Genomic DNA, 24,419 nt, shown 5'->3' with positions numbered 1-24,419 from the left:
TTGTGTCAGGGCATGCGCACCCCGCCCCCTCTCGATCATGTCGGGGACGACAAGCGTCGGAGGTACGCCCATGAGCAGCACCCTCTTCCGGACGAAGAAGGTCGAGCAGTCCATCCTCGATACCGAGGAGCCAGAGCACGCGCTCAAGAAATCTCTGTCCGCGCTCGATCTGACGGTCTTCGGCGTCGGTGTCATCATCGGCACCGGCATCTTCGTCCTGACCGGCACCGTCGCCAAGAACAACGCCGGCCCCGCCGTCGCGCTGGCCTTCGTCGCGGCCGGCGTCGCGTGCGCGCTTGCTGCGCTCTGCTACGCCGAGTTCGCCTCCACCCTTCCGGTGGCGGGCTCCGCGTACACCTTCTCCTACGCCTCCCTGGGCGAACTGCCCGCCTGGATCATCGGCTGGGACCTCGTCCTGGAGTTCGCCCTCGGTACGGCGGTGGTCGCCGTCGGCTGGTCCGGCTACATCGCCTCGCTGATGGACAACGCGGGCTGGCACCTGCCCGACGCACTGGGCTCCAGAGACGGCGCCGACGGCTTCGGCTTCGACATCCTCGCCGCCGCGCTGGTCCTGGTCCTCACCGGCATCCTCGTGCTCGGCACCAAGCTCTCCGCGCGCGTGACCTCGCTCGTCGTCGCGATCAAGGTGACGGTCGTCCTGGTGGTGATCATCGCGGGTGCCTTCTTCATCGAGGGCGACAACTACGACCCGTTCATCCCCAAGGCGCAGACCGTGGAGGCGGGGGAGAGCCTGGACGCGCCGCTCATCCAGCTGATGTTCGGCTGGGCGCCCTCCAACTTCGGTGTGATGGGCATCTTCACCGCGGCCTCCGTCGTCTTCTTCGCCTTCATCGGCTTCGACGTCGTCGCCACGGCCGCCGAGGAAACCAAGAACCCGCAGCGCGACATGCCCCGCGGCATCCTCGGCTCGCTGGCCATCTGCACCACCCTGTACGTCGCCGTGTCCATCGTGGTGACCGGCATGCAGCACTACACCGAGCTGTCCGTGACCGCCCCCCTCGCCGACGCCTTCAAGGCCACCGGGCATCCCTGGTACGCGGGCTTCATCAGCTTCGGCGCCGCGGTCGGCCTGACGACGGTCTGCATGATCCTGCTCCTCGGCCAGACCCGCGTCTTCTTCGCGATGAGCCGGGACGGGCTGCTGCCGCGCTTCTTCTCCCACGTCCACCCGAAGTTCAAGACCCCGCACCGGCCGACCATCCTGCTCGGTGTGCTGATCGCGATCCTGGCCGGCTTCACCCCCCTCAGTGAACTCGCCGAACTGGTCAACATCGGCACCCTGTTCGCCTTCGTGGTCGTCGCGATCGGCGTGATCATCCTCCGCCGGACCCGCCCCGACCTGCACCGCGCCTTCCGCACGCCGTGGGTTCCGGTCGTCCCGATCCTGTCGGTGTGCGCCTCCCTGTGGCTGATGCTGAACCTGCCCGCCGAGACCTGGGTCCGGTTCGGGGTCTGGATGGTCGTCGGATTCGTCGTCTACTTCCTCTACGGCCGCTCCCACAGCCGCCTCGGCCGGCACGAGGAGACCACGGTCGGCCAGATCATGAAGCCTCCGCGAGGTGACGCGGAGTAATCGCTGCCTTCGCTGCTCCGGCCCCGTATGTCCCGCTCAGGCGGCGACTGCGGGGCCGGATAGCGTGACGTCCATGCTTCTCGCGCCGTCACGCTCCGTGTCCGAACCGCGGGTCGGCCGCGGCTACTGGAGACGGCTGCTGCCCGTGCTGGCCCTGCTGGCCTGCGTCACGCGGATCCCCTCCTTCGCCCGGCCGCTGTGGAACCCCGACGAGGGCTACCTCGCCGTACAGGCCCGGATGCTGGCGCACGGCGGGGAGCTCTACGAGACGGTCGTGGATCGCAAGCCACCGCTCGTGCCGTGGCTCTACCAGGGGGCGTTCGCACTGGCGGGCTCGGAGTCGCTGACCTCGGTGCGGCTGCTGGCCGTGCTCGCCCAGCTGCTCACCGCGGCGCTGCTCGTCTCGCTGGCCCGTCGCCGCTGGGGCGACTCGGCGGGCCGTACCGCCGGAGTGCTGTATCTGCTGCTCTCCATCGGCCTCAACCCCGAGGACGCGCAGGCCGCCGGGTTCGAGGTGTTCATGCTGCCGTGCACGGCGGCCGCGATGTGGTGCGCGGACCGCGGCCGCTGGGCCCTGGCGGGCGCCGCCGTCGCCTGCGCGTTCCTCGCCAAACAGACCGGCGGCGCCGTCCTGTTGCCGGTGCTGTGGCTGTGCGGCGCGGCACGGGGCGGGCTGCTGCGGCTCGGGGCGGGAGCCGTGCTGCCGGTGCTGGGCGCTGCGCTGCTCACGGATCCGGCGGGGTTCGTGTTCTGGACGGTGACGGGGTCGTCGGCGTACGCCTCCTTCACGGGCTCCGAACTGCACGTCCTGACACGGGGCCTGACGAACACCGCGATCCTCGCGGTGGCCTGCGCGGGCCTGCTCCCGCCGCTCGTACGGGCGGCCCGCGGGCGGAGGGGGCCGGCGGACCTCTGGCTGTGGCTGACGGCATCGGCCGGGGCGGTCCTGACCGGCTTCCACTTCTTCGGCCACTACTACCTGCAACTCATCCCGCCGACAGCCCTGTTGGCGACGGCCGCGCTGCATCTCCTGCCCCGCGACCGGCGCGTGGCCGCCGTCCTGACCACGGCCTGCTGCTGCGCCCTGTTCCTGACCTGGGGCCTGCTGGCGCCCCGCCCGGAACTGGACCACGCCCGCCGCCTGGCGACCGCGGCCAAGCACCTGACCGACCCCGGCGACCGCGTCCTGTTCTGGGGCATACACCCGGAGGCCTACTGGCTCGCCGACCGCACCCCCGCGACCCGTTACCTGACCGCGGGCCTCCTCACGAACTACAGCGGCGGCAGGGACGGCCCGCGGGTGGGGGAGCGATACGCGGTGAAGGGCGCCTGGAAGACCTTCCGCCAGGAGCTGACGGACCGTCCCCCGGCTCTGATCGTCGACGACTCCCGGGGCAAGCCGTACGCCCCGCAACGGCTGCGGAGCCTACGGCGGTTGCTGGCGACGGGGTACGAGGAGGCGGGCAGGGTGGACGGGGCGGTGCTGTACGAGCGCCGGTGAGACACGCCCTTCACGGCCGTACGGTGCGGGGCCCAGCCACTTCCGCCCCCAACTCCGTCACCCGGCGCCGCAGTTCCCGGTCCGCGGTCACCACGAGACACGGGCGGCCATCGGCTCGCGCGGAGACCAGCCCGACCATGCGGTCGTCCCCGCTCCCGGCCGCCGACTCCACCCGTACCCCCGGCACCGACTCGACGCCCCGGGCCGCCCCCTCCACCACCAGCACGATCTCCACCGGACCCGCCCGCCCCGGCACGCCGTCCGCCGCCAGCCGGTCCCGCAGCCGCTCCGCCGCACCCCGCCGGTCCCGCCACCAGCCGTCGGGCACCGACCCGACGACGTTCGCGGCATCGACGATCACGAGCAGGGGAGAGTTGTCGTCCATGGGGCCAGGGTCGCACGTGGTGCCCGGGACGCCCCCGTTTAGAGTGATCCGGTGAACGGCGACTGGCTCATACGCGGCCGAGACGGCCGCCTCAGCGTCTACTGGCCGACGCATGACGCCGTCCTGTGCCGGGCGGAACGGGCACCCGGCGGCGCCTGGGACCCCCCGCGCCGAGTGGGCGGAGACCAGAGGGTGCAGACGGGATGCGCGATTGGCCGGGGCGCCGACGGTTACACCCACCTCGTCGCCTGGCGGCCCACCGGGGCGGGCGAGTCCGCCCTGGTGCACTCCACGCACTTCCGGCCCCTGCTCGCCCCCCTGGACTGGCTTCCGGTCGGCCACCCCAACAAACAGGGCGGGCGCACCGGCACACCCGCCGTCGCCGTCGACGCCGAGGGACGGGCGCACGTCTTCGTACGCAACCGCGGCAAGGGCGTTCACATCATCAATCAGAAGGTGCGCGGCGGCTGGACCGTCTGGCGCGACCTGAGGGGCTCCAAGGTGAGCGAAGAACTCGTCGCCGTCACCGCGGAGTCGGGCCTGGTCGAGGTGTACGCCACGAACCCCACCGGCGTCCTGCGCTGGCTCCAGCAGGAGCCCGCCGCCCGCCCGGTGGCCGCCGAGCCGCTGGCCGCCCGCGTCGAGCCGGGCACGCTGAGCGCGCTGCCGACGTCGAAGGAGCACACGACGCTGTTCTTCGCCGACCCGGAGGGCATGCTGTACGCCTGGCGGCCCGGCGGCGACCCGATCGCCCTCATCGCCACCGCGGGCCCCGGCCCGGTGGCCACCCTGCGCTGCGACCTGGAGGGCCACGACTGCACGGTGCTCGCCCAGCGCTCGGCCTCCGGCCGCGTGGCGTTCGCCGCCTATCCGACGCAACAGGAGTCGGCGGGCCTGTGGTGGACCGAGTCCGGCCCGCACCTCCCGGCCGGCAGCCGGGTCGCCCTCGCACAGGACGCCGAGGGCCGAGTCGTGGCCGCGACGATGACACCGGACGGCGTGCTGCGCCTCGCCCGCCAGAAGAACGAGCCGGGGCTGGCGCTGGCGGCCTGGCAGGAGGTCTGAGAAAGGGGAAGGGGGCCTCCGCCGGTCGGCGGAGGCCCCCTTCACAGCCGCACGGAGGTTACGAAGGCACCGAAGCCAGGCCAGGGGCCAGGAACTTCTTGCCGTTCACGCGCTCCGAGACACCCTCACGGTCCAGGTACGGCGTGATGCCGCCCAGGTGGAAGGGCCAGCCGGCGCCCGTGATCAGGCACAGGTCGATGTCCTGGGCCTCGGCGACGACACCCTCGTCGAGCATGAGCCCGATCTCCTGCGCCACCGCGTCGAGCACGCGCTCGCGCACCTGCTCCTCGGTCAGCACGACGTCGCCCTGCTTCAGCAGCGCGGCGACCTCCGGGTCCAGCTCCGGCTTGCCGCTGTCGTAGACGTAGAAGCCGCGCTTGCCCGCCTTGACGACGGCCGCGAGGTTCGGGGAGACCGTGAAGCGGTCCGGGAAGGCCCGGTTGAGGGTCTCCGAGACGTGCAGACCGATCGCGGGACCGACCAGCTCCAGCAGGACCAGCGGGGACATCGGCAGGCCCAGGGGCTCCACCGCCTTCTCCGCGACCTCGACCGAGGTGCCCTCGTCGATGACGTTCTGGATCTCGCCCATGAAGCGGGTGAGGATGCGGTTCACGACGAACGCCGGGGCGTCCTTGACCAGAACCGCGGTCTTCTTCAGCTTCTTGGCGACGGCGAACGCCGTGGCCAGCGAGGCGTCGTCGGTCTGCTCGCCGCGGACGATCTCCAGCAGCGGCAGGATCGCGACCGGGTTGAAGAAGTGGAAGCCGACGACCCGCTCGGGGTTCTTCAGCTTCGACGCCATCTCGGTGACCGACAGCGAGGAGGTGTTGGTGGCGAGGATCGCGTGCGCCGGGGCGACCGCCTCGACCTCCGCGAACACCTGCTGCTTGACGCCGATCTCCTCGAACACGGCCTCGATGATGAAGTCCGCGTCCGCGAAGCCCTCGGCCTTGTCCAGGACACCGGTGACCAGGGCCTTGAGGCGGTTGGCCTTGTCCTGGTTGATACGGCCCTTGCCGAGCAGCTTCTCGATCTCGGCGTGGACGTAGCCCACACCCTTGTCGACGCGCTCCTGGTCGATGTCGGTCAGCACGACCGGCACCTCAAGGCGGCGCAGGAAGAGCAGCGCGAGCTGGGAGGCCATCAGACCGGCGCCGACGACACCGACCTTGGTGACCGGACGCGCCAGGTTCTTGTCCGGGGCGCCCGCGGGACGCTTGCCGCGCTTCTGCACGAGGTTGAACGCGTAGATGCCGGAGCGCAGTTCGCCACCCATGATCAGGTCGGCGAGCGCCACGTCCTCGGCGTCGTAGCCCTGCTGGAGGTCGCCGTTCTTGGCGGCGGCGATGATGTCCAGGGCGCGGTAGGCGGCCGGGGCCGCGCCGTGCACCTTGGAGTCCGCGATGAAACGGCCCTTGGCGACGGCCTGGTCCCAGGCCTCACCGCGGTCGATCACCGGACGCTCGACCTCGACGTCGCCCTTCAGCACCTGGGCGGTCCAGATCAGCGACTGCTCCAGGAAGTCGGCACCCTCGAAGAGGGCGTCGGCGATGCCCAGGTCGAAGACCTGCTGGCCCTTGAGCTGCTTGTTCTGGTTGAGGCTGTTCTCGATGATCACCGAGACGGCCTTGTCGGCACCGATCAGGTTCGGCAGGATCGTGCAGCCGCCCCAGCCGGGAACCAGGCCGAGGAAGACCTCGGGGAGCGAGAAGGCCGGGAGCGCCTTCGACACGGTCCGGTACTTGCAGTGCAGACCGACCTCGACGCCACCGCCCATGGCCGCGCCGTTGTAGTACGCGAAGGTCGGCACCGCGAGGCCCGCGAGGCGCTTGAAGACCTCGTGGCCGCCCTTGCCGATGGCGAGCGCGTCCTTGTGCTCCTTCAGCAGCTCGACGCCCTTGAGGTCGGCGCCGACGGCGAAGATGAACGGCTTGCCGGTGATGCCGACGCCGACGATGTCGCCGGCCGCGGCCTCCGCCTCGACCTGGTCGATGGCGGCGTCCAGGTTCGCCAGCGACTGCGGGCCGAAGGTGGTCGGCTTGGTGTGGTCGAAGCCGTTGTCAAGGGTGATGAGCGCAAAACGCCCAGCACCGAACGGCAGGTCGAGGTGGCGTACGTGCGCGGACGTCACGACCTCGTCGGGGAACAGCTCGGCCGCGCCCTTGAGGAGTTCAGCGGTGGTGCTCACTTGTTGCCTCCGTCGAAGTGCGGGTTCTCCCAGATGACCGTCGCGCCCATGCCGAAGCCGACGCACATGGTGGTCAGGCCGTAGCGGACCTGAGGCTGCTCCTCGAACTGGCGGGCCAGCTGCGTCATGAGACGCACACCCGAGGAGGCCAGCGGGTGGCCGAAGGCGATGGCGCCGCCGTACTGGTTGACGCGCGCGTCGTCGTCGGCGATGCCGTAGTGCTCCAGGAACGCGAGCACCTGGACGGCGAAGGCCTCGTTGATCTCGAACAGGCCGATGTCGTCGATGCTCAGCCCCGCCTGGGCGAGGGCCTTCTCCGTGGCCGGGATCGGGCCGTAGCCCATGACCTCCGGCTCCACACCCGCGAAGGAGTAGGAGACGAGGCGCATCTTCACCGGGAGGTTGTTCTCCCGGGCGAAGTCCTCGGAGGCGATCAGCGAGGCGGTGGCGCCGTCGTTCAGACCGGCCGCGTTACCGGCGGTGACCCGGCCGTGGACGCGGAACGGGGTCTTCAGACCGGAGAGGTTCTCCAGGGTGGTGCCCGGGCGCATCGGCTCGTCGGCGGTGACCAGGCCCCAGCCCGTCTCGCCGGCCTCGGGGTTGGTGCGGCGCACCGAGATCGGCACCAGGTCGGCCTGGATCTTGCCGTTGGCGTACGCCTTGGCGGCCTTCTCCTGCGAGCGCACGGCGTACTCGTCGGCGCGCTGCTTGGTGATCGTCGGGTAGCGGTCGTGCAGGTTCTCGGCGGTCATGCCCATGAACAGCGCCGACTCGTCGACCAGCTTCTCGCTGACGAAGCGCGGGTTCGGGTCCACGCCCTCGCCCATCGGGTGGCGGCCCATGTGCTCGACACCACCGGCGATGGCGATGTCGTACGCGCCGAAGGCCACGCCGCCCGCGACGGCGGTGACGGCCGTCAGGGCGCCGGCACACATGCGGTCGATCGAGTAGCCGGGCACGGACTGCGGCAGCCCGGCCAGGATGCCCGCGGTGCGGCCGATGGTCAGACCCTGGTCGCCGATCTGCGTGGTCGCGGCGATGGCGACCTCGTCGATCTTGCTGGGCTCCAGACCGGGGTTGCGGCGCAGCAGCTCCCGGATCGCCTTCACGACAAGGTCGTCGGCGCGGGTCTCGTGGTAGATGCCCTTCGGGCCCGCCTTGCCGAACGGGGTGCGGACGCCGTCGACGAAGACGACGTCCCTGACGGTACGAGGCACGATGGCTCTCCTCCAGATGCGGGATGGCACTGCTGGCACTGCTGCACGGCGCAAGCGCTGAGCGCGCGCTCAGGCCCATGCTACTTGTGGGTAACGTAGCTGCACAGTCCCGGAGGCCGGAGCGGTGAACGTCACATCCGCGGGGGTGCCGTCGAACCGCGTGGGGTGAGCACCGGAGTGGGTACGGGGTGTGAGCCCGGCCCCTGCCCGGTGATGGCCCCGAACAGGGTGCGGGCCGCGTCCGCGCCGAATCCGTGCACGTCATGGCTCATGGCGGACAGGGTCGGATGCGTCAGCCGGCACAGCTGGGAGTCGTCCCACGCCAGCAACGAGACATCGTCCGGCACCCGCAGCCCCATCTCCGCGGCCACCGACAGCCCGGCCACCGCCATGATGTCGTTGTCGTAGACGATCGCCGTCGGCCGGTCCGGCGGGGCGGCGGTGAGCAGCGACCGGGTGGCGCGGGCGCCCGCCTCGCCCGAGTAGTCCGTCGTGACCTGCCAGGCCCCGGCCAGCTCCAGCGTCCGCGCCGCCTCGTCGAACGCGGCCGTCCGCATCGTGGTGTGCCCGAGGGCCGCCGCCCCGCCGACCCGTGCGATCCGCCGGTGACCGAGCGCGGCGAGATACCGCACCGCATCCGTCACCGCCGTGGCGTCGTCGGTCCACACCGAGGTCAGTCCACCGGTGAGCGACGGATGCCCCACCGCGACCACTGGCATCCCGAGCCGCTCGACCGCCGCCACCCGGGGGTCGTCCGCCCGGAAGTCGACCAGGATCGAGCCGCCGATCTGCCGCCCACGCCACCACGCCTCCTGGATCGCGACCTCCTCCTCGACGTTCCGCACGAGCCGCAGCAGCAGCGAGCAGGAGTGCTCGGTCAGGACGCTCTCCACGCCGGAGACGAACTCCATGTAGAAGGGTTCGAGCCCGAGCAGCCGCGCGGGCCGGCAGATCGCCAGACCCACCACGTCCACCCGCGAGCCGGCCAGCGTCCGCGCGGTGAGGCTGGGCGCCCAGCCCAGCTCCCGGGCCGCGCGGAAGATCCGGTCCCGGGTCGCCTCCGACAGGCCCGGCTTGTGGTTGAAGGCGAGGGACACCGCGCCCTTGGACACACCGGCGCGCGCGGCGACGTCCTTGATGGTGACGCGGGGTCCAGGAGGAGGCGTCATCGGGAGGGCTCCACGCAGTACAGGGCCGATCGGGCGGTCTCCGGATCCGGAGTCTGCCAGCCCCGCACGCCGATGGTCACCCGCTCACCGGGAAGCAGCGTGACGAGCCCCCGGTCGGCGCGCGCCCGCGGGTCCAGCCGGTCGGCCTGGAGCAGCAGATCCCGTACGAGGGTGCGCGCCGTGACCGTGATCCCGCCCGGCACGAGCGAGACGTCGAACTCCGGCCGGGGGTAGGGGATGTCCCGGTCGGGGCAGGGGAAGTACAGCGCCCGCAACCCGTCGGCGTCGGCGACGAGGAACTCCTTGGGCCCGGCCGGCTCCAGCTCCGGCGGCACGCCGAGGCGGGCCACCGCCCGTGCCCCGGCGGCCAGTTCCAGGCGCGTCTCACCGACGACCTCGCCCTCGACGGACATCCGACGCAGCCGCAGCACGCCCAGCCACACCTGGGCAGACTGATTGACGGCAGCCACCTCCCGCCCTCGAAGGGTCAGCAGCCGGTCGGCATACAGCCGCCGCAGCTCGTGGTAGAGCGGCTTCTCCCGCCCGTCGCCGTCGATCGCCGCCCATGAGGTCACCGGCCAGCAGTCGTTGAGCTGCCAGAGCACCGTGCCCGCGCACACCGGCCAGTGCGAACGCCAGTGCTCGATGCCCGCGGCGACCGCCCGCGCCTGGTTGACCTGAGTGAGGTAGTGCCAGCGGTCGAAGTCCCCCTCGGGGAAGGCGAAATGGCGCTCAAGACCCCGCCGCAGCTTGCCGTTCCCGTCGTCGGCCTTCTGATGGTGCAGCATGCCGGGGGAGTCGTGCGCGAGCTCCTCCCCCGGCAGCGCCCGCCGCAGCGTGGCGTGCGCGGGCGGCGCCTGCCAGCCGAACTCGGCCATGAAACGCGGCACGTTCGCGCGGTACTCCGCATAGTCCTCCCGGTTCCACACGTCCCAGGAGTGATGCGTGCCGTGCGCCGGATCGTTCGGATGGCGGTCCCAGGAACCGGACCAGGGGCTGCCCGCCGTGTACGGCCGCGTCGGATCCAACTCGGCCACCACACGCGGCAGTAGGCCCAGGTAGTACCCCTCGCCCCAGGACTCCCCGGCCAGCCGCCGCTCCCAGTCCCAGTCCCGGAACCCCCACAGGTTCTCGTTGTTGCCGTTCCACAGCACCAGCGAGGGATGCGGCATCAGCCGTACGACGTTCTCCCGCGCCTCGGCCTCGACCTCCCCGCGCAGCGGCTGCTCCTCGGGGTAGGCCGCGCAGGCGAACGGGAAGTCCTGCCAGACCATGAGCCCGAGTTCGTCGCAGGCGTCGTAGAAGTCCTCGCTCTCGTAGATACCGCCGCCCCAGACGCGTACGAGGTCCACACCGGCGTCGGCCGCCTGGCCGAGCCGTGTGCGGTAGCGCTCGCGGGTGATCCGGGACGGGAACACGTCGTCCGGGATCCAGTTGACTCCCCGCGCGAACAGCCGCTCGCCGTTGACGACGAGGGTGAAGCCGGTGCCGTGCGCGTCGGCCGAACGGTCCAGCTCCACCGTCCGGAAGCCGATCCGCCGACGCCACACATCCAGCGCCTCGCCGCCGTGCAGCAGCCTCAACTCTACGTCGTACAGCGGCTGTTCACCGTATCCGCGGGGCCACCACAGCCGCGGCGAGGGCACTTCCAGCCGTACCACCCCGTGGGTGCCGTCGATCGACGCGCTCGCCCGGACTCCGTCCACCGTCGCCTCGACGGTCAGTGGCGCCTCGACCCGCGACCGCTCCACGTCGACCGCCAACTCCACGCGCCCCGAGCCCTGTTCGACGGTCACCAGCGGGCGCACCCGGGCGAGGCGGGCCGTCGACCAGTGCTCCAGACGCACCGGCCGCCAGATTCCGGCCGTCACCAGCGTGGGCCCCCAGTCCCAGCCGAAGGAGCAGGCCATCTTCCGTACGTACGCGAAGGGTTCGGCGTAGGCGGCGGGCCGCGCGCCCAGCCTGTCGCGTACGGCCTCGGCCTCGGTGTACGCGGAGAGGAACCGCACGGACAGCCGGCCCGCAGCGCCGGTCACGTCGAAGCGATGGGAGCGATGCATATTGCGCACCCGGCCGAGCGGCCGCCCGTCGAGCGCCAGCTCGGCGACGGTGTCCAGGCCCTCGAAAACGAGGTCGGTCTGCTCGTGCCCGGAGGCCGCGGACAGGTCCCGCTCGTAGGTCCACTCCCGCCGTCCGACCCACGCGACCTCGGTCTCGTTCCGCCCGAGAAAGGGGTCCGGGATCACCCCGGCCGCCAGCAGATCGGTGTGCACGCACCCCGGCACCGCGGCCGGGAGCACCTCTCCGTCGTGCCGCAGGATCCAGCCGTCGCCGAGCGGTGTGGCCTCCAGCATGCGCACTCCCTAAACCGGTCAACCCCAGTACGGGGCAGGATTTTGGCACCGATGGCGAGATAGGGACTTTACCGGTTGAGAAAGCGCTGTCAGAGTTCCGAATCAGCCAACCCGCTCGTGCTCGTCCGTCCCGTGAACGGAGCTGATGCACATGTACCGCCGTACAGTCCTGGCCGTCGCCGCGAGTGCCCTGCTGCTCTCGGCGTGCACCGGTACCGGAGGCACCTCGAAGGAGGCGGACGCCGACGCGCCCACCGACCCGGCCAAGGTCAGCGGAACCATCAAGGTCCTCACCGTGCGCACCGACCTCGTGCAGGACGGCACGATGGACCGGTACGCCGCCGAGTTCAACAAGACCTACCCGAAGGTCAAGGTCGAGTTCGAGGCGCTCACCAACTACGAGTCCGAAGTCAAGATCCGTATGAACACGGAGAACTACGGCGACGTCCTGCTGATCCCCGCAGTCATCAAGAAGAACGACTACCCGAAGTTCTTCGCCTCGCTGGGCACGGCGGAGGAGCGCAGCAAGAAGTACCGCTTCACCGACTTCACCACCGTCGACGGCAAGGTCTACGGCCAGAGCCCGGTCGGTGTGATGCCCGGCTTCGTCTACAACAAGAAGGTCTGGCGGGAGGCCGGCGTCACCGAATGGCCCACCACACCGGCCGAGTTCCTCACCGCGCTGCAGGCGATCAAGGACAGGACCGACGCCGTTCCCTACTACACGAACTTCGCCGCAGGCTGGACGCTCACCTCCTGGACCTACGTCAACGGCTCGGTGCACTGCGATCCGGAGGCCACCACCAAGCTGGCCGAGGGCGACCCCTGGGCCGAGGACGCCGACCTGCGCGTGGGCGACACGCTGCTGCACGACATCGTCGAGCAGGGCCTGGCCGAGAAGGACCCGACCACCACCAACTGGGAGGAGTCCAAGCCCCGGACGGCCAAGGGCGAGATCGCCACGCAGTGGCTCGGCACCTGGGCCATCGTCCAGTTCCAGGACGCCGCGAAGCAGGCCGGGGTGAACCCCGACGACATCGGGTTCATGCCCTTCCCGGCCCAGACGGACGGCAAGTTCTGCGCCGTGGTCGCCCCCGACTACAACCAGGCCGTCAACGTGCACTCCGAGCACAAGGAAGCCGCCCGCGCCTGGATCGACTGGTTCACCGACAAGTCCGGCTACGACCAGGACAACCTGGCGATCTCCCCGCTCAAGAACGCCCCGCTGCCCCAGGTCCTGAAGCCCTACGAGGACGCCGGCGTGGAGTTCATCGAGGTGAACGACGCCAAGGGAGCCGAGGTCAAGCAGATCGACAACCAGTCGGAGACCGGCATCTACGCCCCCGAGTACCGCCAGAAGCTGGTGGATCTGGCCCGGGGCGCCACGAAGGGCAGCCTCGACGACTTCTTCGCCGACCTCAGCAAGCGCTGGGCCGAAGCGCAGCAGACCGCGGGGTCCTGATGACGGACACCGCGGAAAAGGCGGTCGAGCGTGCGGTCGCGGGGACGGAACTGGCCGCCCCCGCCCCGCGCAGGGCACGCCTGTGGCGAGGCGTCACCCCCTGGCTCTTCCTGCTGGCCCCCCTCGCCCTGCTGATCGTCTTCACCTACGCGCCGATCGCCAACATGGTCGCGTACAGCTTCACCGACTGGGACGGCGTGAGCCCCGAGCTCAACTACACGGGCGCCGAGAACTACACGGAGATCTTCACCCGTGAGGACCTCTTCCGGGTGTTCTTCGTCAGCGGCTACTACCTCGCGGCCTCCGCGGTCCAGATCGCGGCGGCCCTCTACTTCGCCACGATCCTGAGCTTCAACGTCCGCTTCCGGAACTTCTTCAAGGGCGTGCTCTTCTTCCCGTACCTGATCAACGGGGTCGCGATCGGCTTCGTCTTCCTCTACTTCTTCCAGGACGGCGGCACCCTCGACTCGGTGCTCGGCCTGCTCGGCGTGGAGACCGACCACGCCTGGCTCTCCACTTCGACCTCGGCCAACACCTCGCTCGCGGGCGTCTCGGTCTGGCGCTACCTGGGCCTGAACTTCGTGCTCTTCCTCGGCGCGATCCAGTCGATCCCGGGGGAGTTGTACGAGGCGGCCGAACTGGACGGCGCGAACCGCTGGCACCAGTTCCGGTACATCATCGCGCCGGGCATCAAGCCGGTCCTGAGCCTGACGGTGATCCTGTCGATCTCCGGCTCGCTGTCGGTCTTCGAGATCCCGTACATCATGACCGGCGGGGCGACCGGCACCGAGACCTTTGTGATCCAGACGGTGAACCTGGCCTTCCGCTTCAACAAGACGGGGCTCGCCTCGGCGGCCGCGGTCGTGCTGCTGCTGATCATCCTGCTGGTCACCTGGGTCCAGCGGCGCCTCGTCCCGGACGACAAGGTGGACCTCGTATGACACAGCCTCGTGTGACACGCCGAGCCGCAGCCCGTACGTTCGTCTACCTGTCGTTGGTGACGGCGACCGTGGTGGTCCTGCTCCCGCTGGTCGTGGTCCTGCTGACCTCGCTCAAGACGGAGCAGGAGATGGCGGACGCCGACGGAGCCCTCTCACTCCCCGGCAACCCGCTCAACTTCGACAACTACGTGACCGCGTTCCAGGACGGCCGCATGCTCTCGGCATTCGGCAACACGGCCCTGATCCTGCTGTTCGCCATCGGCGGCACGGTCCTGATCGGCTCGATGACGGCCTATGCGATCGACCGGTTCCACTTCCGCTTCAAGAAGCTGGTCGTGGCCCTCTTCCTGGTCGCCGCGCTGGTCCCCGGTGTCACCACCCAGGTGGCGACCTTCCAGATCGTCAACAGCTTCGGCATGTTCGACACCCTCTGGGCGCCGATCGTGCTCTACATGGGCACGGACATCGTCTCGATCTACATCTTCCTGCAGTTCGTGCGGTCCATCCCGATCTCCCTGGACGAGGCCGCACGCCTGGAGGGCGCCAACGCCTTCACGATCTACCGGAAGATCATCTTCCCACTGCTCAAACCGGCGATCGCGACGGTGGTCATCGTGAAGGGGATCACCGTCTACAACGACTTCTACATCCCCTTCCTCTACATGCCCTCCGAGGATCTTGGCGTGATCTCGACGTCCCTGTTCCGCTTCCGCGGCCCGTACGCCGCCCATTGGGAGACGATCTCGGCAGGCGCCGTGCTGGTCATCCTGCCGACACTGATCGTCTTCCTCTTCCTCCAGCGCTTCATCTACAACGGCTTCATGCGAGGAGCGACGCGGTGAGAAGCGCCGACGCCGGCTAGGCCGACAACGCGGCCACCAGAATCGGCGTGACCTGCTCGACCTGCCAGGCGCGCGCCCCATGCCCGGCAAGCGCAGCCCCCACCGACTCCGGGTCGACCACCGTCGGCGGCTCCCAGCAGACCCGCCGCACCGTGTCCGGCGTGATCAGGTTCTCCTGCGGCATGTTCAACCGCTCCGCCAGCGCCGAGACGCCCGCCCGAGCCGCCGACAGGCGAGCCGCGGCGGCCGGGTCCTTGTCGGCCCAGGCGCGCGGCGGCGGAGGCCCCGTCACCGGCTGTCCAGGCTGCGGCAGCTGCGACTCGGACAGCACCTTCGCGCGGTCCACCGCCGCCTGCCACTGCTCCAGCTGCCGCCGTCCCATCCGATGCCCGAAGCCGTTCAGCGCGGCCAGCGCGTGCGCGTTGGCCGGAAGGGAGAGCGCCGCCTCCACGATGGCCGCGTCGGACAACACCTTGCCCGGGGACACGTCCCGCCGCTGGGCGATCCGGTCCCGGGTCTGCCACAGCTCCCGTACGACGGCCAGCTGCCGGCGCCGCCGCACCTTGTGCATCCCGGAGGTCCGCCGCCAGGGGTCCTTGCGGGGCTCGGGCGGCGGAGCCGACGCGATCGCGTGGAACTCCTGCCGGGCCCACTCCAGCTTGCCCTGCCGGTCCAGCTCCTTCTCCAGCGCGTCGCGCAGGTCGACCAGGAGCTCGACGTCCAGGGCGGCATAGCGCAGCCACGGCTCGGGCAGCGGACGGGTGGACCAGTCGACGGCCGAGTGGCCCTTCTCCAGGACGAAGCCGAGGACGCTCTCGACCATGGCGCCCAGGCCCACCCGGGGGAACCCGGCGAGCCGGCCGGCCAGCTCGGTGTCGAACAGCTGGGTGGGCACCATGCCTATTTCCCTGAGACAGGGCAGGTCCTGGGTGGCGGCGTGCAGCACCCACTCGGCGTCGGCGAGCGCCTCGCCGAGACCGGAGAGGTCGGGGCAGGCCACGGGGTCGATCAGCGCGGTGCCGGCGCCCTGGCGGCGCAGCTGCACCAGATAGGCGCGCTGTCCGTAGCGGTAGCCGGACGCGCGCTCGGCGTCGACGGCGACGGGGCCGGACCCCGCGGCGAACGCGGCGATCGTCCGGGCGAGGGACTCCTCGTCGGCGATCACGGGCGGAATGCCTTCGCGCGGTTCGAGCAAAGGGGTCGGTTCAGGGTTCGGCGCCCCCGTAACAGAAGATCCGCCGTCGTCCGGAGGGGCGCCTCCGGTGGTTCGCAGTGAGCTGTCTGCTGCGGTGTCTTGGGCGTCGGTCACCTGTCAAGGGTATCTGTGTGTGGACAGGGCCCGCCGACGGAACGTTCCGTCGACGGGCACCTGGGGGTCGTAAACCAGTCAGGTCGGTGAATCGTCCGGCTCACGACGTGCGGGGTGCGGACGCGAGGGATCAGCGGCCGATCCGTTCACGTCCGTGAATGGGTGGGGTCGGGGAGTGGGGGAGGGGCGGGAAGGGTCAGTGGATGATGCCGGTGCGCAGGGCGACCGCGACCATGCCGGCGCGGTCACCCGTGCCGAGCTTGCGGGCGATCCGGGCGAGGTGGCTCTTGACGGTCAGGGCGGACAGGCCCATCGACACGCCGATCGCCTTGTTCGACTGGCCCTCCGCCACCAGCCGCAGCACCTCGACCTCACGGCCGGACAGTTCGCGGTAGCCGCCCGGGTGGCTCGGGGCACCCGGGGGGCGGCGGTGCATCCGGGCGGCGGCCGCGCCGATGGGAGCGGCGCCCGGCCGGGTGGGGAGCCCGACGTTGGTACGGGTGCCGGTGACGACGTAGCCCTTCACGCCCCCGGCGAGGGCGTTGCGGACGGCGCCGATGTCGTCGGCGGCGGACAGGGCGAGGCCGTTGGGCCAGCCCGCGGCGCGGGTCTCCGACAGGAGGGTCAGGCCGGATCCGTCGGGCAGGTGGACGTCGGCGACGCAGATGTCACGGGGGTTGCCGATGCGGGGACGAGCCTCCGCGACGGACGAGGCCTCGATCACGTCGCGGACACCGAGCGCCCAGAGGTGGCGGGTGACGGTGGAGCGGACGCGGGGATCGGCCACGACCACCATGGCGGTCGGCTTGTTCGGGCGGTAGGCGACCAGGCTTGCGGGCTGCTCAAGAAGAACGGACACCGGGCCTCCTGGGGTGCGGGGACGGCTTTCAAGGTCACAGTCGTCTTCGGCACCAAACCCGCGGCCCTTTAGAGAAAGATCACGATTTAGTGAGTAACAATCGGGGCAATTCGGACGCATGGTCGATCGTTCGGTGAACGAATCGGTTCGTTCGAGAGATCGTTCCTGACTGAAAGTGGCCGTGTCGACAAAGCGACGGTCATGGGGGCGGCCGAGGAGGCCCCCGCGGCGACGGTCATCGCGAGTGCGGCCCCCTGCGCTGCGGCAGCGTCACCACCGCCGCGTCACCCGGACCGGCCGGCGGCAGCCCCGCGACCTGCGCGAGCAGATCGCTCCACGCGGCCAGGTGCGCCGCCGTGTCCGGCACCCCGCCCAGACCCTCGCGCGGCGTCCAGGAGGCACGGATCTCGATCTGCGAGGCCGACGGCCGCTCGGACAGCCCGCCGAAATAGTGGGAACTCGCGCGCGTGACCGTGCCGCTCGCCTCGCCGTACGTCAGCCCGCGCGCCTGGAGCGCCCCGGTCAGCCACGACCAGCACACCTCGGGCAGCAGCGGATCGGCGGCCATCTCCGCCTCCAGCTCCGCCCGCACCAGCGTCACCAGCCGGAAGGTGCCCCGCCAGGCGTCGTGCCCCGCCGGGTCGTGCAGCAGCACCAGCCGGCCGTCGGCCAGGTCCTGGTCGCCGTCGACGACCGTGGCCTCCAGCGCGTACGCGTGCGGAGCCAGCCGCTGCGGAGCCCGGGTCGCCTCCACCTCGATCTGCGGCCGCAGCCGCGCGGCTCTCAGCGCCTCGACGGCAGCCCGGAAGGGCAGCGGAGCATGCCCATCGCCCTCCTTGGTCTCCTTCGCGTCATCCATCCCGCCAGCGCCGTCCGACAGTCGTCCCTGAGCCGCAGCCATGCGGGGAAGATTAAGGGGAACGGCGGCTGCGTGCAGGGAGGGACACCCGGACAACCCCGGCACCGCGCGCCGGGTACCACTGGCACCGTGCGAGACTGACCACCGTGAGTGCCAACGACACGCAGCCGACAGCGACGTACGACTCCGCCTTCATGAAGGCCTGCAGGCGCGAGCCCGTCCCGCACACCCCCGTGTGGTTCATGCGCCAGGCCGGGCGCTCCCTGCCGGAGTACCGCAAGGTGCGCGAGGGCATCCCGATGCTGGAGTCCTGCATGCGGCCCGAGCTGGTCACCGAGATCACGCTCCAGCCCGTCCGCCGGCACGACGTGGATGCCGCGATCTACTTCAGCGACATCGTCGTCCCCCTCAAGGCCATCGGCATCGACCTCGACATCAAGCCGGGCGTCGGCCCCGTCGTCGAGCAGCCGATCCGCACCCGCGCCGACCTCGCCCGACTGCGCGACCTGACCCCCGAGGACGTCTCCTACGTCACCGAGGCCATCGGTCTGCTCACCCGGGAGCTGGGGTCGACCCCGCTCATCGGTTTCGCGGGCGCGCCTTTCACTCTCGCGAGTTACCTCGTCGAGGGCGGTCCGTCCCGTACGTACGAGAACGCCAAGGCGATGATGTACGGCGACCCCGAGCTGTGGGCCGACCTCCTCGACCGTCTCGCCGACATCACGGCCGGGTTCCTGAAGGTCCAGATCGAGGCGGGCGCCTCGGCGGTCCAGCTGTTCGACTCCTGGGTCGGCGCGCTGGCCCCCGCCGACTACCGGCGCTCGGTGATGCCCGCCTCCACCAAGGTCTTCAAGGCCGTCGAGGGCTACGGCGTCCCGCGCATCCACTTCGGCGTCGGCACCGGCGAACTGCTCGGCCTGATGGGCGAGGCCGGCGCGGACGTCGTGGGCGTCGACTGGCGCGTCCCGCTGGACGAGGCCGCCCGCCGCGTCGGCCCCGGCAAGGCGCTGCAGGGCAACCTCGACCCGACCGTGCTGTTCTCCACCACCGAGGCCGTCGAGACCAAGACCCAGGAGGTCCTCGACGCCGCGGCGGGCCTGGAGGGCCACGTCTTCAACCTCGGCCACGGCGTCATGCCGAACACCGACCCGGACACGCTCACCCGGCTCGTGGAGTACGTCCACACCCACACCGCGCGCTGACTCACCACGTCTCCCGGGGCCGCGCCCTCCTGCCGAACAGCAGGCCGCGCGGTTCCGGTGGCGGTGGGGTGCCCGGGCGCAGCGGCCAGGCGATCGCCATGCCGACGAGGAAGCCGACGACATGTGCCGCGTACGCCACGGTGCCCGCGTCGGTGACGCCCTCGCCGGAGGAGTACACGGCCTGGAGCAGGAACCAGAAGCCGAGCACCAGCCAGGCCGGCAGCCGGAGCGGCAGGAAGATCAGGAACGGCACGAGGACCCACACCCTGGCCTTCGGATACAGCACGAGATAGGCGCCCAGCACCCCGGCGACGGCTCCCGACGCGCCGATCAGCGGGTCGCCCGAGTCGTCGTTGAGGTACGCGAAACCGTACGAGGCCGCGTAGCCGCAGACGACGTAGAAGAGCAGATACCGCACGTGGCCCATGCGGTCCTCGATGTTGTTGCCGAAGATCAGCAGGAACAGCATGTTGCCGAGCAGGTGCAGCCAGCCGCCGTGCAGGAACATCGCCGTGAAGACGGACAGCGCGGGGGACTTGTCGTAGCCCGGCTCGCCGATGACGCAGCCGGGGCCCTGCGGGCCGATGCCGACGTCGCCGGTGGGGGCCGCCCGGGGGGTCTGACCGTGGATCAGTTCCTGGGGCACGGCCGCGTAGTGGTCCAGGAACGCGTGCAGCTGGCAGACCTGGGACAGGTGGCTCTCCCCGGGCACGCCGACCGTGCCGGGCATGGAGAGGAAGACGAGGACGTTCGTGGCGATCAGCGCGTAGGTCACCCAGGGGGTGCGGCGCGTCGGGTTCACGTCATGGACGGGGATGACCACAAGGAACTACTGCCCTGGATGCGGTGCGTGAACCGGTGAACGCCGGGCTCCTGTTGCGCGTATGGCTTCTCAACCAGGTCTACGTGAGGAACAGGCGATGAGCGACCGAGTGACTCCCCCGATTCATGCTCTGCCCGACGGCGAGGCGGAGATCTCCTTGGTGGTGCGGCTCCCGTGGGAGGACGTCGCCCGGCTCGGTCAGGAGGCCGGGCGGCTGGCCTCCCAGACGGGGCGGCCGGTGACGCTGGACGAGGCCGTCAGCCACCGGCTGCGCTCCACCCGGGCCACGGCCGCGCACGCGAGGCCGGGGGCCGAGCAGCCGGTCGCCGCACCGGCCGGCGGGTCCGTGGCCTCCCTGCCCAGGATCAGCGGGACGGCCTAGCTGTCCTCCTGCACCTTCTTCGACGCCTTGCGGGCCGCCACCAGCACCGGGTCCCACACCGGGCTGAACGGCGGGGCGTAGCCCAGGTCCAGGGACGTCATCCCGTCCACGGTCATACAGGCCGTCAGGGCCACCGCCGCCACGTCGACGCGCTTTCCCGCGCCCTCCCTGCCGACGATCTGGACGCCCAGCAGGCGGCCCGTGCGGCGTTCGGCGAGCATCTTGACCGTCATGGGGGAGGCGCCGGGGTAGTAGCCGGCGCGGCTGGTCGACTCGACGGTGACCGTGACGTACTGCAGGCCCGCCCGGCGGGCGTCCTTCTCGCGCAGGCCGGTGCGGGCGATCTCCAGGTCGCAGACCTTGCTGACCGCCGTGCCGACCACACCGGGGAACGTGGCACAGCCGCCGCCGACGTTGGTGCCGATGACCTGGCCGTGCTTGTTGGCGTGGGTGCCCAGGGCGATGTGCCGCTCCTGGCCCGAGACCAGGTCGAGGACCTCGACGCAGTCGCCGCCCGTGGGAGGCTGGGGCTTCGTTCTCGTGCCCGCGCACCCGCATCGCCAGGTCCGTCAGCAGGCCCCCGTGCGCGCCCAGCGGCAGCCCGGCCGCCCGGGCGAGCCCGGCCTCGGGGCGCACGCCGATACCGAGCACCGCCACGTCCGCCGGGTACTCGGCGTCCTCGGTGGCCACCGCGCGCACCCGGCCGTCCTCGCCGGTGAGGATCTTGGTGACCTCGGCGTCGTTCACCATCGTGATGCCGAGCCCCTCCATGGCCGCGTGCACCAGGCGGCCCATGTCCGGATCGAGCGTGGACATCGGCTCGCTGCCCCGGTTGACGACCGTCACCCCGTAGCCGCGGTTGAGCAGCGCCTCGGCCATCTCCACGCCGATGTAACCGGCGCCGACGACCACCGCACGACGCCCATGCGTGCGTGCCAGCGTGTCGAAGAGGGCCTGACTGTCGTCGAGCGTCGGACGCCGCGGACATCCCCGCGGCGTCGCCGCCGAGGCACGACCCAGTCGTTCCCTCGTACCGTCCCTCAACAGTGAGCGGCGTAAGCCTGTTCACTGGCGCGCCCCGAACGGTGTTGGGCGCACTGGTCGTCCGCTTTCGCATCCCGGGCGGCGACACGGATCGCGTCCGTGGTCCGAGCCAGGCGGGCGGAGTCCCTCACGACCTGGCCTGTGAGTGCGGTCGGAGGCGACGGGGAGGCCCTGAACCATCACTCCGGTGGAGCAGGGGCCCCGCACGCTGACACCGCACCTGGCGTCCCAGGTCGCATAGCGACGCTACCCCAGCCTGGCTGGCGCACCGCAAGGTCATGAGCTGACGATCACACGATCGAGCTAAACCGCTCCTATGTCCGGGCATCACTCACGCTCATGCGAACACGCTACGGGCCCAGGGCATTTCAGGCCCGGGTCAGTCCTCCTCACCCGGCCGCGCGGTCCCGGGCTCCGGCGCCTGCCGGGCCGTCGGCAGCGGGCCCAGCGCGGACATCGCCGGCGCGGCCTGCGAGGACCGCGGCAGCCGGGGCCGGACCAGGCGCCACCACAGCCAGACCAGCAGGGCCACCACCGCCGCGAACGGCAGCACCGCGGCGAGCGCCACCACGATCCACCGCAGCATCGTCACGAACGCGTCCCAGCCGCCGCCGAGCGCGTCCAGGACTCCGGGGTCGTCGTCCTCGACCGCCTTCTTCACCGGCGTCTCGGACAGGGAGAGGGTGATGGTGGCCAGGGTCGTGCGGTCCTTCAGGGACGCCTGCTGGGCGAGCAGGGCCTCCAGGTTCGCCTGGCGGGTGCTCAGCTCGCCCTCCAGCGTCACCACGTCGCTCAGCTTGGTCGCCTGGTCCATCAGCTCGCGGATGCGGGCCACGCTGGCGCGCTGCGACCTGATCCGGCTCTCCACGTCGACGACCTGCTCGGTGACGTCCTGCGCCTTGGCGGTGCGGTCGAGGAGTTTGCCCGCGCCCTCCAGGTCGGCGAGGACGTCCGCGTAGGAGTCGACGGGCACGCGCAGCACGACGCGGGTGCGCTCGTTGCCCTTCTCGTCGCGGGTGGTGGTCTCCCTGCCGACGTAGCCGCCCGCGTTCTCGGCCGTGGTGCGGGCCTCGTCCAGGGCCTTCGGTACGTCCTTGACCTGCACGGTCAGCGAGGCGGTGCGGATGATGTGGCTCGCGGTGACCTTGGGCGGCGCCTCCGCCTGCGAGGCACCGGACTCGTCGGACGCGGCACCCTCCTTGCTGTCCTGCTGCATCGCCTTGTCGCCGTTGGCCTTGGAGCCGCTGCCGGAGTCGCTGTCGGCGCCGGTGCCGGAGCAGCCGGTCAGGGCGAGCGCCGCGGCCAGCAGCAGGCCGGCGAGCGCCTGAACGGGTCGTACGGAACGTCGTGTTCGCATGTGGGTGTACCCCCCGAGGGTCGTGACGACTGATGCTTCTTCGACGCCGGGAGGGCCCCGGACGTTGGACCGGAACGGTTCCGATGCGGTCACGGTCGGGACTCGGCCCGGGCACATGGACCCGGCAGGGCGGGGGCCGAACGGCCCTGTCGGGAGTGTCAGTGGGGTTTGAGAGAGTGGGATCATGCGCGGAGCGGACACATCAGCGGATCAGGGGCATGTTGTCGTCATCGGGGGCGGGATCGCCGGACTCGCGGCGGCCCACCGGCTGCTGGACGGCCGCAGACGTGTGACCGTGCTGGAGGCCTCCGACCGGCTCGGCGGCAAGCTGCTGCCCGGTGAGATCGCCGGTGTGCGGGTGGACCTCGGCGCCGAGTCGATGCTGGCCCGCCGCCCCGAGGCCGTCGCCCTGGCCCGCGAGGTCGGCCTCACCGAGCGCCTTCAGCCGCCGGCCACCGCCACCGCCTCGATCTGGACCCGCGGCGCGCTGCGCCCCATGCCCAAGGGCCACGTCATGGGCGTGCCCGGCACCGCCTCCGCCCTGGCCGGCGTTCTGTCGGACGAGGGCCTCGCCCGCATCGAGCGCGACGCCGTGCTGCCCCGCACGGAGATCGGCGAGGACATCGCGGTCGGCGCGTACGTGGCGGAGCGGCTGGGCCGCGAGGTCGTCGACCGCCTCGTCGAACCCCTGCTCGGCGGGGTGTACGCGGGCGACGCCTACCGCATCTCCATGCGCTCGGCCGTCCCCCAGCTCTTCCAGGCCGCACGGACGCACGACTCCCTGACGGAGGCGGTCCGCGAGATCCAGGCCAAGGCGGCCGCGGGCCGGCAGACCGGACCGGTCTTCATGGGCATCGAGGGCGGCATCGGCACCCTCCCCCTCGCGGTCGCCGAGTCGGTACGCGCGCGGGGCGGCGAGATCGTGACCGGCGCGCGGGTGACGGAACTGCGCAGGGTCGGGGGGCGGGTGCCGGGCGGCACCGACGGGCCGCGTGCCTTCGGCCGCGGTGGATCGGTCGGCGAGGAGGGGCCGGCGAGCGCCGGAAACGGTCCGCACAGCTCCGCCCCCGGCGAGCCGGTCGTCGGCCAGGGCGGTCCGGCGAGCGCTGGAGAGAGCCCGCGTGCTTCCGGTCGCGGCGAGCGCCGTCCCGCCAGCGCCGGTGCGGCGGACCAGCCGGGCGCGGCTTGGCGTGTCGTCGTCGGTGAGCGTGTGCTGTACGCGGACGCGGTGATCGTCGCGCTGCCCGCCCCGGCCGCCGCGGCCCTGCTGCGCGCCGAAGTGCCGGAGGCCGCCGTCGAGCTGGACGCCGTCGAGTACGCCTCGATGGCCCTGGTCACCCTGGCCTACCGCCGCGCGGAGACGGATCTCCCTGAGGGCAGCGGCTTCCTCGTCCCGCCGGTCGACGGGCGCACCATCAAGGCGTCGACCTTCGCCTCCCAGAAGTGGGGCTGGATCGCCGACGAGGACCCCGGCCTGGTCGTGCTGCGCACCTCGGTCGGGCGGTACGGCGAGACGGAGATCCTCCGGCGCGACGACGCCGACCTCGTCGAGGTCTCCCGGCACGACCTGAAGGCCGCGACCGGCCTGGACGCGACACCGGTCGAGACCCGCGTCACCCGCTGGGACGGCGGCCTGCCCCAGTACCCCGTCGGCCACCACGCGCGCGTGGCCCGCATCCGCGAGCACATCGGCCGCGTACCCGGCCTCGCGGTGTGCGGCGCGGTCTACGACGGCGTCGGCATCCCGGCCTGCATCGCGAGCGCGTACGCGGCCGTCGACCAGATCCGAGGCGACGAGCGCGGTGTGCAGGAGCTCACCGCCAACCCGGTGCAGAGTCTGCACGGAGGAGCAGGAGAATAAGGACC

The 24,419-nt window shown here is 71.1% G+C and carries 19 protein-coding genes and 1 pseudogene; 9 read left to right on the top strand and 11 right to left on the bottom strand.

Annotated elements, in window-relative coordinates:
• Positions 1-70: 70 nt before the first annotated feature.
• Both AB0Q90_RS38280 and AB0Q90_RS38275 read left to right on the top strand, forming a co-directional pair.
• On the top strand, positions 71-1,594 hold the full coding sequence (locus AB0Q90_RS38280) for an amino acid permease (protein ID WP_363163943.1): 1,524 nt from the start codon (positions 71-73) through the stop codon (positions 1,592-1,594).
• A gap of 73 nt (positions 1,595-1,667) precedes the next feature.
• Entirely contained in the window at positions 1,668-3,095 is a 1,428-nt protein-coding gene (locus tag AB0Q90_RS38275) for a glycosyltransferase family 39 protein (protein ID WP_363163942.1), read from the top strand.
• Between the two features lie 10 nt (positions 3,096-3,105).
• On the opposite strand, the gene AB0Q90_RS38270 is transcribed toward AB0Q90_RS38275, so the two are convergent.
• A complete protein-coding gene (locus AB0Q90_RS38270; RefSeq protein ID WP_363163941.1) occupies positions 3,106-3,480 on the bottom strand; it encodes an NTP pyrophosphohydrolase in 375 nt (124 codons plus the stop codon).
• A gap of 51 nt (positions 3,481-3,531) precedes the next feature.
• Here AB0Q90_RS38270 and AB0Q90_RS38265 point away from each other — a divergent pair, with 51 nt between their 5' ends.
• Positions 3,532-4,545, top strand: a complete 1,014-nt coding sequence (locus tag AB0Q90_RS38265; RefSeq protein WP_363163940.1) for a hypothetical protein — start codon at positions 3,532-3,534, stop codon at positions 4,543-4,545.
• A 58-nt stretch (positions 4,546-4,603) separates the two neighbouring features.
• On the opposite strand, the gene AB0Q90_RS38260 is transcribed toward AB0Q90_RS38265, so the two are convergent.
• From AB0Q90_RS38260 to AB0Q90_RS38245, 4 genes are all read right to left on the bottom strand, one after another.
• Positions 4,604-6,733 carry a 3-hydroxyacyl-CoA dehydrogenase NAD-binding domain-containing protein gene (locus AB0Q90_RS38260; protein WP_363163939.1) on the bottom strand — a complete coding sequence of 710 codons (2,130 nt, stop codon included), beginning with the start codon at positions 6,731-6,733 and terminating at the stop codon, positions 4,604-4,606.
• The gene (locus AB0Q90_RS38255; protein ID WP_363163938.1) at positions 6,730-7,950 is read right to left on the bottom strand and encodes an acetyl-CoA C-acyltransferase; all 1,221 of its coding nucleotides are present in this window, start codon (positions 7,948-7,950) and stop codon (positions 6,730-6,732) included. The genes AB0Q90_RS38260 and AB0Q90_RS38255 overlap by 4 nt, the downstream gene beginning before the upstream one ends.
• A gap of 131 nt (positions 7,951-8,081) precedes the next feature.
• On the bottom strand, positions 8,082-9,119 hold the full coding sequence (locus AB0Q90_RS38250) for a LacI family DNA-binding transcriptional regulator (protein ID WP_363163937.1): 1,038 nt from the start codon (positions 9,117-9,119) through the stop codon (positions 8,082-8,084).
• Positions 9,116-11,473 (bottom strand): glycoside hydrolase family 2 protein, encoded by a 2,358-nt coding sequence (locus AB0Q90_RS38245; RefSeq protein ID WP_363163936.1) that lies wholly within the window; start codon positions 11,471-11,473, stop codon positions 9,116-9,118. The genes AB0Q90_RS38250 and AB0Q90_RS38245 overlap by 4 nt, the downstream gene beginning before the upstream one ends.
• Before the next feature lie 151 nt (positions 11,474-11,624).
• Here AB0Q90_RS38245 and AB0Q90_RS38240 point away from each other — a divergent pair, with 151 nt between their 5' ends.
• The 3 genes from AB0Q90_RS38240 to AB0Q90_RS38230 are packed head-to-tail and all read left to right on the top strand — an operon-like array spanning position 11,625 to position 14,718.
• Positions 11,625-12,935 carry an ABC transporter substrate-binding protein gene (locus tag AB0Q90_RS38240; protein WP_363163935.1) on the top strand — a complete coding sequence of 437 codons (1,311 nt, stop codon included), beginning with the start codon at positions 11,625-11,627 and terminating at the stop codon, positions 12,933-12,935.
• A complete protein-coding gene (locus AB0Q90_RS38235; RefSeq protein ID WP_363163934.1) occupies positions 12,935-13,876 on the top strand; it encodes a sugar ABC transporter permease in 942 nt (313 codons plus the stop codon). The genes AB0Q90_RS38240 and AB0Q90_RS38235 overlap by 1 nt, the downstream gene beginning before the upstream one ends.
• Positions 13,873-14,718, top strand: coding sequence for a carbohydrate ABC transporter permease (locus AB0Q90_RS38230; RefSeq protein ID WP_363163933.1), 846 nt, complete (start codon positions 13,873-13,875; stop codon positions 14,716-14,718). The genes AB0Q90_RS38235 and AB0Q90_RS38230 overlap by 4 nt, the downstream gene beginning before the upstream one ends.
• Before the next feature lie 16 nt (positions 14,719-14,734).
• On the opposite strand, the gene AB0Q90_RS38225 is transcribed toward AB0Q90_RS38230, so the two are convergent.
• The 3 genes from AB0Q90_RS38225 to AB0Q90_RS38215 all read right to left on the bottom strand — a co-directional run bounded on the left by AB0Q90_RS38225 (position 14,735) and on the right by AB0Q90_RS38215 (position 17,787).
• Entirely contained in the window at positions 14,735-16,027 is a 1,293-nt protein-coding gene (locus AB0Q90_RS38225) for a ribonuclease D (protein WP_363163932.1), read from the bottom strand.
• Between the two features lie 196 nt (positions 16,028-16,223).
• A complete protein-coding gene (locus tag AB0Q90_RS38220; RefSeq protein WP_053751649.1) occupies positions 16,224-16,886 on the bottom strand; it encodes a response regulator transcription factor in 663 nt (220 codons plus the stop codon).
• A 235-nt stretch (positions 16,887-17,121) separates the two neighbouring features.
• Positions 17,122-17,787 carry a DUF3000 domain-containing protein gene (locus AB0Q90_RS38215; RefSeq protein ID WP_363163931.1) on the bottom strand — a complete coding sequence of 222 codons (666 nt, stop codon included), beginning with the start codon at positions 17,785-17,787 and terminating at the stop codon, positions 17,122-17,124.
• Positions 17,788-17,891: 104 nt separating this feature from the next.
• Between AB0Q90_RS38215 and hemE the strand changes: the two genes are divergently transcribed.
• Positions 17,892-18,947: a uroporphyrinogen decarboxylase gene (gene hemE / locus AB0Q90_RS38210; RefSeq protein WP_363163930.1), complete on the top strand. Its 1,056-nt coding sequence runs from the start codon at positions 17,892-17,894 to the stop codon at positions 18,945-18,947.
• A 1-nt stretch (position 18,948) separates the two neighbouring features.
• Here hemE and AB0Q90_RS38205 read toward each other — a convergent pair whose 3' ends face one another.
• Entirely contained in the window at positions 18,949-19,770 is an 822-nt protein-coding gene (locus tag AB0Q90_RS38205) for a rhomboid family intramembrane serine protease (protein WP_363163929.1), read from the bottom strand.
• 97 nt (positions 19,771-19,867) lie between these two features.
• Between AB0Q90_RS38205 and AB0Q90_RS38200 the strand changes: the two genes are divergently transcribed.
• Positions 19,868-20,152: a hypothetical protein gene (locus AB0Q90_RS38200; RefSeq protein ID WP_363163928.1), complete on the top strand. Its 285-nt coding sequence runs from the start codon at positions 19,868-19,870 to the stop codon at positions 20,150-20,152.
• Here the strand turns inward: AB0Q90_RS38200 and AB0Q90_RS38195 are convergent.
• Both AB0Q90_RS38195 and AB0Q90_RS38190 read right to left on the bottom strand, forming a co-directional pair.
• Positions 20,149-21,124, bottom strand: a pseudogene (locus AB0Q90_RS38195) (FAD-dependent oxidoreductase); the annotation flags it as partial. The gene AB0Q90_RS38200 and the pseudogene AB0Q90_RS38195 overlap by 4 nt on opposite strands.
• A 451-nt stretch (positions 21,125-21,575) precedes the next feature.
• On the bottom strand, positions 21,576-22,553 hold the full coding sequence (locus tag AB0Q90_RS38190; RefSeq protein WP_363163927.1) for a DUF4349 domain-containing protein: 978 nt from the start codon (positions 22,551-22,553) through the stop codon (positions 21,576-21,578).
• Between the two features lie 184 nt (positions 22,554-22,737).
• On the opposite strand from AB0Q90_RS38190, the gene hemG reads away from it, so the two are divergent.
• Positions 22,738-24,414 (top strand): protoporphyrinogen oxidase, encoded by a 1,677-nt coding sequence (gene hemG / locus AB0Q90_RS38185; protein ID WP_363163926.1) that lies wholly within the window; start codon positions 22,738-22,740, stop codon positions 24,412-24,414.
• The last annotated feature ends 5 nt before the right edge of the window (positions 24,415-24,419 follow it).

Source organism: Streptomyces sp. NPDC079141, assembly GCF_040686775.1.
Classification (GTDB): domain Bacteria; phylum Actinomycetota; class Actinomycetes; order Streptomycetales; family Streptomycetaceae; genus Streptomyces.
This window is presented reverse-complemented; position numbering and strand designations above follow the sequence as displayed.

Coding starts and splice junctions, on each gene's coding strand:
- AB0Q90_RS38245 (WP_363163936.1), bottom strand. CDS start 11,473: ATGCTGGAGGCCACACCGCTCGGCGACGGCTGGATCCTGCGGCACGAC.
- AB0Q90_RS38200 (WP_363163928.1), top strand. CDS start 19,868: ATGAGCGACCGAGTGACTCCCCCGATTCATGCTCTGCCCGACGGCGAG.
- AB0Q90_RS38270 (WP_363163941.1), bottom strand. CDS start 3,480: ATGGACGACAACTCTCCCCTGCTCGTGATCGTCGATGCCGCGAACGTC.
- AB0Q90_RS38280 (WP_363163943.1), top strand. CDS start 71: ATGAGCAGCACCCTCTTCCGGACGAAGAAGGTCGAGCAGTCCATCCTC.
- AB0Q90_RS38275 (WP_363163942.1), top strand. CDS start 1,668: ATGCTTCTCGCGCCGTCACGCTCCGTGTCCGAACCGCGGGTCGGCCGC.
- AB0Q90_RS38190 (WP_363163927.1), bottom strand. CDS start 22,553: ATGCGAACACGACGTTCCGTACGACCCGTTCAGGCGCTCGCCGGCCTG.
- AB0Q90_RS38235 (WP_363163934.1), top strand. CDS start 12,935: ATGACGGACACCGCGGAAAAGGCGGTCGAGCGTGCGGTCGCGGGGACG.
- AB0Q90_RS38240 (WP_363163935.1), top strand. CDS start 11,625: ATGTACCGCCGTACAGTCCTGGCCGTCGCCGCGAGTGCCCTGCTGCTC.
- AB0Q90_RS38215 (WP_363163931.1), bottom strand. CDS start 17,787: ATGGCTGCGGCTCAGGGACGACTGTCGGACGGCGCTGGCGGGATGGAT.
- AB0Q90_RS38250 (WP_363163937.1), bottom strand. CDS start 9,119: ATGACGCCTCCTCCTGGACCCCGCGTCACCATCAAGGACGTCGCCGCG.
- hemG (WP_363163926.1), top strand. CDS start 22,738: ATGCGCGGAGCGGACACATCAGCGGATCAGGGGCATGTTGTCGTCATC.
- AB0Q90_RS38230 (WP_363163933.1), top strand. CDS start 13,873: ATGACACAGCCTCGTGTGACACGCCGAGCCGCAGCCCGTACGTTCGTC.